At 69.8% G+C, this 7,770-nt stretch carries 8 protein-coding genes and 1 pseudogene; 4 read left to right on the top strand and 5 right to left on the bottom strand.

Features of this window, described 5'->3' with window-relative positions:
* Nucleotides 1–910 (top strand): annotated as a pseudogene (locus GXZ33_RS00635) (DNA polymerase Y family protein); the annotation flags it as partial.
* On the opposite strand, the gene GXZ33_RS00630 reads toward GXZ33_RS00635, so the two are convergent.
* Nucleotides 907–1,551, bottom strand: coding sequence for a hypothetical protein (locus GXZ33_RS00630; RefSeq protein WP_291338934.1), 645 nt, complete (start codon nucleotides 1,549–1,551; stop codon nucleotides 907–909). The pseudogene GXZ33_RS00635 and the gene GXZ33_RS00630 overlap by 4 nt on opposite strands.
* A gap of 150 nt (nucleotides 1,552–1,701) precedes the next feature.
* Here GXZ33_RS00630 and GXZ33_RS00625 point away from each other — a divergent pair, with 150 nt between their 5' ends.
* The gene (locus GXZ33_RS00625) at nucleotides 1,702–2,619 is read left to right on the top strand and encodes a sucrase ferredoxin (RefSeq protein ID WP_291338933.1); all 918 of its coding nucleotides are present in this window, start codon (nucleotides 1,702–1,704) and stop codon (nucleotides 2,617–2,619) included.
* An 85-nt stretch (nucleotides 2,620–2,704) separates the two neighbouring features.
* Here the strand turns inward: GXZ33_RS00625 and GXZ33_RS00620 are convergent, their stop codons facing one another.
* Nucleotides 2,705–3,061 (bottom strand): MerR family transcriptional regulator, encoded by a 357-nt coding sequence (locus GXZ33_RS00620; RefSeq protein WP_291338936.1) that lies wholly within the window; start codon nucleotides 3,059–3,061, stop codon nucleotides 2,705–2,707.
* Nucleotides 3,062–3,174: 113 nt separating this feature from the next.
* Here GXZ33_RS00620 and GXZ33_RS00615 point away from each other — a divergent pair, with 113 nt between their 5' ends.
* Both GXZ33_RS00615 and GXZ33_RS00610 read left to right on the top strand, forming a co-directional pair.
* A complete protein-coding gene (locus GXZ33_RS00615) occupies nucleotides 3,175–4,674 on the top strand; it encodes a SulP family inorganic anion transporter (RefSeq protein ID WP_291338932.1) in 1,500 nt (499 codons plus the stop codon).
* A complete protein-coding gene (locus tag GXZ33_RS00610; RefSeq protein ID WP_291338931.1) occupies nucleotides 4,671–4,991 on the top strand; it encodes a hypothetical protein in 321 nt (106 codons plus the stop codon). The genes GXZ33_RS00615 and GXZ33_RS00610 overlap by 4 nt, the downstream gene beginning before the upstream one ends.
* Here GXZ33_RS00610 and GXZ33_RS00605 read toward each other — a convergent pair.
* The 3 genes from GXZ33_RS00605 to GXZ33_RS00595 all read right to left on the bottom strand — a co-directional run bounded on the left by GXZ33_RS00605 (nucleotide 4,984) and on the right by GXZ33_RS00595 (nucleotide 7,584).
* A complete protein-coding gene (locus GXZ33_RS00605) occupies nucleotides 4,984–5,754 on the bottom strand; it encodes an HAD family hydrolase (protein ID WP_291338930.1) in 771 nt (256 codons plus the stop codon). The genes GXZ33_RS00610 and GXZ33_RS00605 overlap by 8 nt on opposite strands.
* Before the next feature lie 88 nt (nucleotides 5,755–5,842).
* Nucleotides 5,843–6,520 (bottom strand): methionine ABC transporter permease, encoded by a 678-nt coding sequence (locus tag GXZ33_RS00600; protein WP_291338929.1) that lies wholly within the window; start codon nucleotides 6,518–6,520, stop codon nucleotides 5,843–5,845.
* A complete protein-coding gene (locus tag GXZ33_RS00595; protein ID WP_291338935.1) occupies nucleotides 6,517–7,584 on the bottom strand; it encodes a methionine ABC transporter ATP-binding protein in 1,068 nt (355 codons plus the stop codon). The genes GXZ33_RS00600 and GXZ33_RS00595 overlap by 4 nt, the downstream gene beginning before the upstream one ends.
* Between the last annotated feature and the right edge of the window lie 186 nt (nucleotides 7,585–7,770).

Raw genomic sequence — 7,770 nt, 5'->3', positions numbered from 1 at the left:
CGGCGTGGCGGGGGAGCGCTGCCACCGCATCGCCCGCGCCGCCGCCGACCGCCGCGTGGCCCCGGAGCTGCCCGCCGCGGACCTCTCGGTGGCGGTCACCCCGGAGGACCCCATCGACCGGGTGGATGCCGCAGCTTTCGCCGCCCGCCAGCTGGCCGCCGTCCTCCATGAGCGGCTGCGCACCGCAGGCCTGGTCTGCCTGCGGTTACGCGTGCTGGCGGAACTGGCCGACGGCACCCGCCTGGAGCGGATCTGGCGCACCCGCGAGGCGCTCACCGAATCCGCCACGGCGGACCGGGTGCGCTGGCAGCTCGACGGCTGGCTCACCACCGGCGGGGCCGGGGCGATCTCCTCCCTCATCCTCGAGCCCCTGGAGTCCGCGGCCCCGGATGTCGTCGGGGCCCGGTGGGGAGAGAGCCGGGACGTCACCCTGGTCCGGCGGGTCGCGGGCCGGGTGCAGTCGACGCTGGGCATCGACAAGGTGCTCACCCCGCGGCTGGTCGGCGGCCGGGGAGTGGCGGAACGGATCGCCTTCGTGCCGTACGGGGAGGAGGGGGACGTCGAGAAGCAGGGGAGCTGGCCGGGGCGCATCCCCGGGCCCCTGCCCGCCCACCTCACACACCCGGCGACGCAGGTGCGGCTGCTCAGCCGGGCGGCGCGGGACGTGACGGTGACGGCGGAGGCGCTGCTCAGCGACGTGCCGTATGCGTTGGGCTGGGGCAGCCGGCGTTACCTGGTGGCGGCGTGGGCGGGGCCGTGGCCCGTCGACACCGGATGGTGGGGGCCGGAACCGCAGAAGGTGGCGCGGCTGCAGGTCGTCGGGCAGGCCGGGAACGAACGACACCCCCGGGCCTGGCTGCTGCTGTGGCTGAGCGGGGGTGGCTGGCGGATCGAGGCCGGGTACCGCTAACGGTGGCGGACGTCGATGACCAGGCGGTGCGGATCATGCAGGACAGACACGGAGTAGGGCAGCTTCTCCCGCAGTCCGATGACGAACTGGGAGCGGCCCTCGAAGGTGCCCACGGCCTGCACCTGGGTGATGTTGCCGGAGCCCGCGACCGTGCCGATCCGCGGATCCTCCAGACCCAGCTCGAAGGGGTAGGCCGTGCCGTCGATGTTGACGTTGAGGGCCACCGAACCCGGGAACTCCACCGGATTACCGGAACCCTGCTGCTTCGGGCTGGTGGTGTAGTCGATGAACCAGCCGGGCTCCCCGTCGCCGGCGAGGTCGAAGACGACCCGGTCGAAGCCCTCGTGTCCGGCCACGCGCACCGACTCGACGAGCAGCATGGAGGGGGCCGCCGGGCGGGCGGTCTTGAGGGCGACGTCGCCCTCCCCGAGCGGGGCGGCCTTACCCGTGCCACCGAGGGTGGCGGCCGTGATTGTCTCGATCAGTGAACGCTCATCCCCGCCGGCGTTCTCCGCGCCCCCCGACTCCATGCCGGCCCCCGTGCCGCAGGCTGCGAGACCTAGAGACCCCGCGGCCAGGATGGCGGCGAGGGTCGTGCGGCGTTGCGAGGATCTGCGAAGCGGCGCCCGGGAGTCAGTCATGTTATTAACCGTAGCCACAGGTACCCCTCCTGATGAACTCTGTGAGGGGGTTCCGGGCGGATCGTGAACAAATCGTTGCAAACCGACCCCTGGTGTCGCCCGGGCGGGGGTGGGGAACTGTGCTAGAAACAGATCGCTAGGCTTGATCACATGACTGATGCTGCCGATGTTGCCCCCCTGCGCTGCTCGGACGTCCCCGGCGAACCGCTGCCCGGCTCCGCCAAACAGGAACGTGTCTACGTCATTCTCGAGTGGCCGCACGGCTGGAGCCGCGACATCCTCGACGGCGGTGTCTTCGGGGAGGAGCTCACCGCCCGCCTGAGGGACAAGCTCGGCGATGACGCCGGCCTGCAGCTCATCCGCCACCCCGGCCGCGACGGCCGCCGCATCGACAATCACCACCTGTTCCTGGTGTTCGCGGAGGAGGGGCGCGTCGAGAAGCTGCTTGTCGACGCCCCCGAGGCCATCCTCGACCTCGACCTCTCCGGCCCCGGCCGTAACGGCGCCGAACCTGTCGACAACCCGCTGGTCCTCGTGTGCACCCACGGCAAGCGCGACGTGTGCTGCGCCCTCAAGGGACGCCCCCTGGCGGCGGCGCTCGCCGAGCGGCACCCCGGCGGGATCGTGTGGGAGACCTCGCACACCAAGGGCCACCGTTTCGCCCCCTCCATCCTGCTCATGCCCTGGGGCTACAGCTTCGGCCGCCTCAACGAGGAGGCCGGTGACTCGCTGGTGAAGGCGGCTCTGCAGGGGCGCTACTTCTACCCTGGCAACCGGGGGCGTGGCCTGCACCGGCCCCGCGGGCAGGTCGCGGAGCTGGCTGTCGCCCGGCAGCTGCTGCTGGCGGGGGAGGACCTGTACTTCGGTGGCCTGACGGTGCTCGACGACTCGGAATCCGGCGTGGTCATCGTGCACGCCGACGGCCGTTCCTGGCATGTCCAGCTCGCGCAGCGTGAGGTTCCCGGGGTGATCTCCTCGTGCGGTGACGCGCCGAAGACCGGCCAGGCGTGGGTGGCCACCGTCATCACCGCGGACCAGGCGGACCTGGGCTGGGACGAGCGCGAGTAGCGGGGTATTCCAGCTCGGGCATACAACGGGAGCGCCGGGGACGCGACCCGATGTATGCCCGGACTGGAATACCCTGGTGGCCGGCCTACAGCTCCTCGATGATGCCGAGGAACTCCTCGGCGTAGCCCACCCGCTGGCGCAGCTTCGCCAGGCGGCCGCGGGCCTCCTCGTGCACGCGCTCGATCGTGGCGCGGGAGCCGGGGGAGTCGGGGTGCTCGGCGGCGTCGAGGAACTCCTTCATCTCCTCGAGCGTGAACTGCAGCGGCTTCATGCGGCGCACGAGCAGGATGCGTTCGACGTCGCGCTCGGAGTAGAGGCGGAAACCGCCGGGGGTCTTGCCGGAGGGGGAGACCACGCCGACCTCGTCGTAGTGGCGCAGGGAACGGATGGACAGGCCGGTTCTCTCGGCGACCTCGCCGATCTTCATGCCCTCATCGTCCATGGTCACTGCCCTTCCCCGAGTTGAACCCGGCCAAATCTACCGTTACGGTAGGTTTCGTTTTTCCGATACCTCTTGTTCCCCACCGTAACCGTTGAGCCCAGGAGTCCCCTCACGTGTCACCCACCGGCGTCATCGCCTCCTTCCGCCACGCCTTCTCCTCCGCCACGCGCCTGCGCATCGAGGTCCTCGGCGGCCTCGTCGTCGCCCTGGCACTCATCCCCGAGGCGATCGCGTTCTCCATCCTCGCGGGCGTCGACCCCCGCGTGGGCCTGTTCGCCTCCGTGACCATGGCCGTCACCATCGCCTTCACCGGCGGGCGCCCCGCCATGATCTCCGCGGCGACGGGTGCCGTGGCCCTGGTCATCGCCCCGGTGATGCGCGACCACGGCTACGACCACTTCATCGCCACGGTGCTGCTCGCCGGCGTCATCCAGATCGCGATGGCGGTGCTCGGGGTGGCGAAGCTCATGCGGTTCATCCCGCGCTCGGTGATGACCGGCTTCGTCAACGCCCTGGGCATCCTCGTGTTCATGGCGCAGCTGACGCACCTGTGGAACGTGCCCTGGCTGGTGTACCCGCTGTTCGCGCTGGGGGTGGCCATCATGCTCGGCTTCCCGCGGATCACCACCGTCATCCCGGCGCCGCTGGTCACCATCGTCGTGCTCACCGGCCTGGTGCTGATCATGGGGTGGAACGTGCCCGACGTCGCCGACCAGGGCGAACTGCCGACCTCCCTGCCGGAGCTGTTCCTCCCGGATGTCCCGCTCACCCTGGAGACCCTGCGGATCATCGCCCCCTACGCCTTCGGCATGGCGCTGGTCGGCCTGATGGAGTCCCTCCTGACCGCCAAGCTCGTCGACGACATCACCGACGTCCACTCCGACAAGACCCGCGAGAGCTGGGGACAGGGCGTGGCCAACCTGGTCACCGGTTTCTTCGGCGGCATGGGCGGCTGCGCCATGATCGGCCAGACCATGGTCAACGTCCGTGAGGCGCAGGCCCGCACCCGCCTGTCGACGCTGCTCGCAGGTGTCTTCCTGCTCATCTTCGTGGTGGGCCTCGGGGATGTCGTCGGAATGATCCCGATGGCCGCGCTCGTGGCGATCATGGTGCTCGTCGCGCTGGGCACCATCGACTGGCACTCCGTCCACCCGCGCACCCTGCGGCTCATGCCGCGCAGCGAGACGCTCGTCATGGCGGTCACGGTCGTCGCGACGCTGGCCACCGGCAACCTCGCCGTCGGCGTCATCCTCGGCGTGGTCACCGCCATGATCATGTTCGCCCGCCGCGTCGCGCACATGGTGGAGATCGAGAAGGTCTCCGAGGTGGACATCGACGACGACGGCCGGATCGACATCCGCACCTACCGCGTCACCGGGCAGCTGTTCTTCGCCTCCTCCAACGACCTCGTCTACCGCTTCGACTACCATGACGACGCCGGCCACATCGTCATCGACCTGTCGCAGGCGGAGATCTGGGACGCCTCCACCGTGGCCACCCTCGACGCCATCCAGCAGAAATTCCAGGCCCGCGGCAAGATCGTCGACATCATCGGGCTCGACGGGCAGAGCAAGTACCGCCTCGACCGGCTTTCCGGCAAACTGGGGGCATGAGCGACTTCGCAACCTGGGTCATCGGGCGTCGCCGGGAGGCCGCCGAAGCGATGGCCGACCTGTCCGGCAACGCCTCCGCCTGCGCGATGGGGCGCGCCGGACGCAGTTTCCCCGCCTTCAAGTACCACGAGGGGGCGACGGCCTCCCTCGGGGCGCTCGCCCGTGAACTGCGGCGGGGAGGGGAGGAACGGGGGAGCGTCGAGAAGCTCCTGCAGGAGTGGCGGACACCCGGCGGTGTCGGCCGCGACTGGGAGGCCTACGCCGCCGGGGGACGCGAGGCGCTCGAGGAGGCCCGCGAACAGCTCGACGTCAGGTGAGTCGGCGCAGCGCCGGGGCGACGGACTCGATGACCTCGTCCGCCGCGTCCATCACCTCGTCGGGGGACCAGGAGAAGGCGTAGGAACGGTCCGCGATGGCGTGCAGCGCCAGGTCGTTCCAGGAGTCACCGAAGGTGTAGAGCCGGACCTCCTCACGCGGCAGCCCGAGGTGGGCGAAGACCTCCTGCATACCCGTCGCCTTGTCGACGCCCGCCGGCACGATGTCCAGGAACGTCCGGTGGATGTGCACCGCCAGCTCAGGGTGGGCGCGCAGGATGTCGTCGCGCAGCTGCCGCTGACGGGACTGGTCGTTGGGCACCCACACCGGCAGGCAGGCCACGTCCCCGGCGTCGAGATCCGCGAAATCCACCCGCACCCAGTCCTGCAGGATGGTGCCGGTGAAGCGCGCCGGCTCCGCGGAGAGCAGCGCGTCCGGGCCGTGGAGGGGCATGGCGTAGACGGCGACGGAGGGGTCGTCGAGAAGCGGGACGAGGATCTCACGCAGGCTGTCGACGGGCACCACCCTGGAGAAGATGTAGTTCCCCTCCCGGTCCGCGACCCCGGCGCCGGTGAACGCCACCGAGTAGTCGAAGGTGAGGTCGTAGGGCTGCAGGGCGCTCCCGAGGGCGGACAACGACTTGCCGGTGGCCGCGACCGCCAGGTGCCCCGCCTCCTGCCAGGCCCGGATGGCGGCGATGTCCTCCTCAGCGATGCCGTGGGGGAACAGCAGGGTGTCGTCGATGTCGAAGGCGGCGATCTTCATGTCTCCAGGGTAGCCACGCGGTGAGGCACCGGCCCCGGAAACGACACGGCCCCCGACCAACGCTGGTCGGGGGCCGTGTGCGGGGTGTCTAACGGCGCATGAGCCGGCGCGAGAGCCAGTTGCCCAGCAGCTGCGCGATCTGCACGATGATGACGATGACGATGACCGCCGCGTACGTGACCTCCAGGTCATAGGCGCGGTAGCCGTAGACGATGGCGAAGTCACCCAGACCGCCGCCGCCGATGTAACCGGCCATCGCGGACATGTCGACCACGGCGATGAAGATGAACGTGTACCCCAGGACCAGCGGGCCGAGGGCCTCCGGGATGATGACCGTGCGGATGATCCGCCAGGGGCCGGCCCCCATCGCGCGGGCGGCCTCGATGACGCCGGGGTCGATGGCCACGAGGTTCTGCTCGACGATGCGGGCCACCGCGAAGGCGGCGGCGATGCACATGACGAAGATCGCCGCGGAACGCCCGATGGTGGTGCCGACGAACTGGACCGTCACCGGCGCGAGCATGGCGATGAGCACGATGAACGGGATCGGGCGGACGAAGTTCACCAGGATGTTCAGCGCCCAGTACAGCGGCTTCGACTGCAGGATGCCCCCGGCACGCGAGGTGTAGAGCAGCAGGCCGATGAGCAGGCCGCCGAGACCGCCGAGCACCATCGTCAGGGACACCATGATGAGGGTGTCGCCGATGGCGTCGAGGAAGGTGGGGCCGAGGCGGTCCCAGTCGGCGGCGAGGATGGTCTCGTTCATCGCGTGATCTCCTGGATGTCGGTGGTGCGGGACAGCGTGTCACGGAACTTCTCGACGGCCGCGTCCGGCCCCGTCACCCGGACCGTCATCCTGCCGAAGGACTGGCGCTGCAGCGTGGTCACACCGCCGTGGACGATGTTGATGAGCATCCCCTCCTCACGGCCGGCGGCGGCCGCGGCGAAGAAGCCGGAGTCCTCGGCCAGGGTGATGGTGAACAGGCGGCCCTCATGGGCCAGCAGGTCCTCCGCCTCGACCTGGTCAGGGGTGTTGCGCAGCGAGGTGGACACGAAACGCTGCGCCACCGCGGTCCGCGGGCGGGAGAACACCTCGTAGACACTGCCGTGCTCGACAACCCTGCCTGCCTCCATGACGGCGACCTTGTCGGCGATGGAGCGCACGACGTCCATCTCGTGGGTGATCACGACGATGGTGATGCCCAGGTCGCGGTTGATCTCCCGGAGCAGGGCGAGGACGTCCTGGGTGGTCTCCGGGTCGAGGGCCGAGGTGGCCTCGTCGGCGAGCAGGAGCCGCGGGTTGGTGGCCAGGGCGCGGGCGATGCCGACGCGCTGCTTCTGCCCGCCGGAGAGCTGCTCGGGGTAGTTGTCGCCCTTGTCGCCCAGTCCGACGAAGTCGAGGAGCTCGGCGACCCGCTTCTTCCGCTCCGCGCGCGGCATGCCCGCCAGCTCCAGGGGGTAGGCGATGTTGCCGGCGGCCGTGCGCGACTGGAAGAGGTTGAACTGCTGGAAGATCATGCCGATGCCCCGGCGGATCGAACGCAGCCGGGACTCGGGGAGGCCGACGACGTCGGTGCCGTCGAGAAGCAGTTGTCCGGAGGTCGTGGAGTCCAGGCCGTTGATGAGGCGGACGAGCGTCGACTTGCCGGCGCCGGAGTAGCCGATGACGCCGAGGATCTCGCCGGGTTCGACGGTGAGGGTGACGCCGTCGACGGCGCGGGTCTCGGTCTTCCGCTGGTTGGTGAAGACCTTGGTCACATCGCGGAATTCGATGCGGGTACCGGTACGCGGCCGGGTGGGTGGTGCGGTCACAGGTTCGGTCACGGGGATCTGGGGGCCGTTCTGGGAGGGGGACTGGTCAGTTAAATGCTAAACCCCGCCGCGGGAATGCGACGGGGTAGGCATGGGGTGGGGCTTACTGCTCGCCGGCTGCGAGGCGCTCCATGATCTCGGTGAGATCCTCGGCGGGGCGCTCGACGGTGACGGCGGTGTTGCCGGAGGACTCCATGATGGCGT

It is taken from the genome of Corynebacterium sp., assembly GCF_012838985.1.
In the GTDB taxonomy this organism is placed as follows: domain Bacteria; phylum Actinomycetota; class Actinomycetes; order Mycobacteriales; family Mycobacteriaceae; genus Corynebacterium.
Note: the sequence above shows the minus strand (reverse complement) of the source record. Positions and strands in the feature narration are given on the sequence as shown.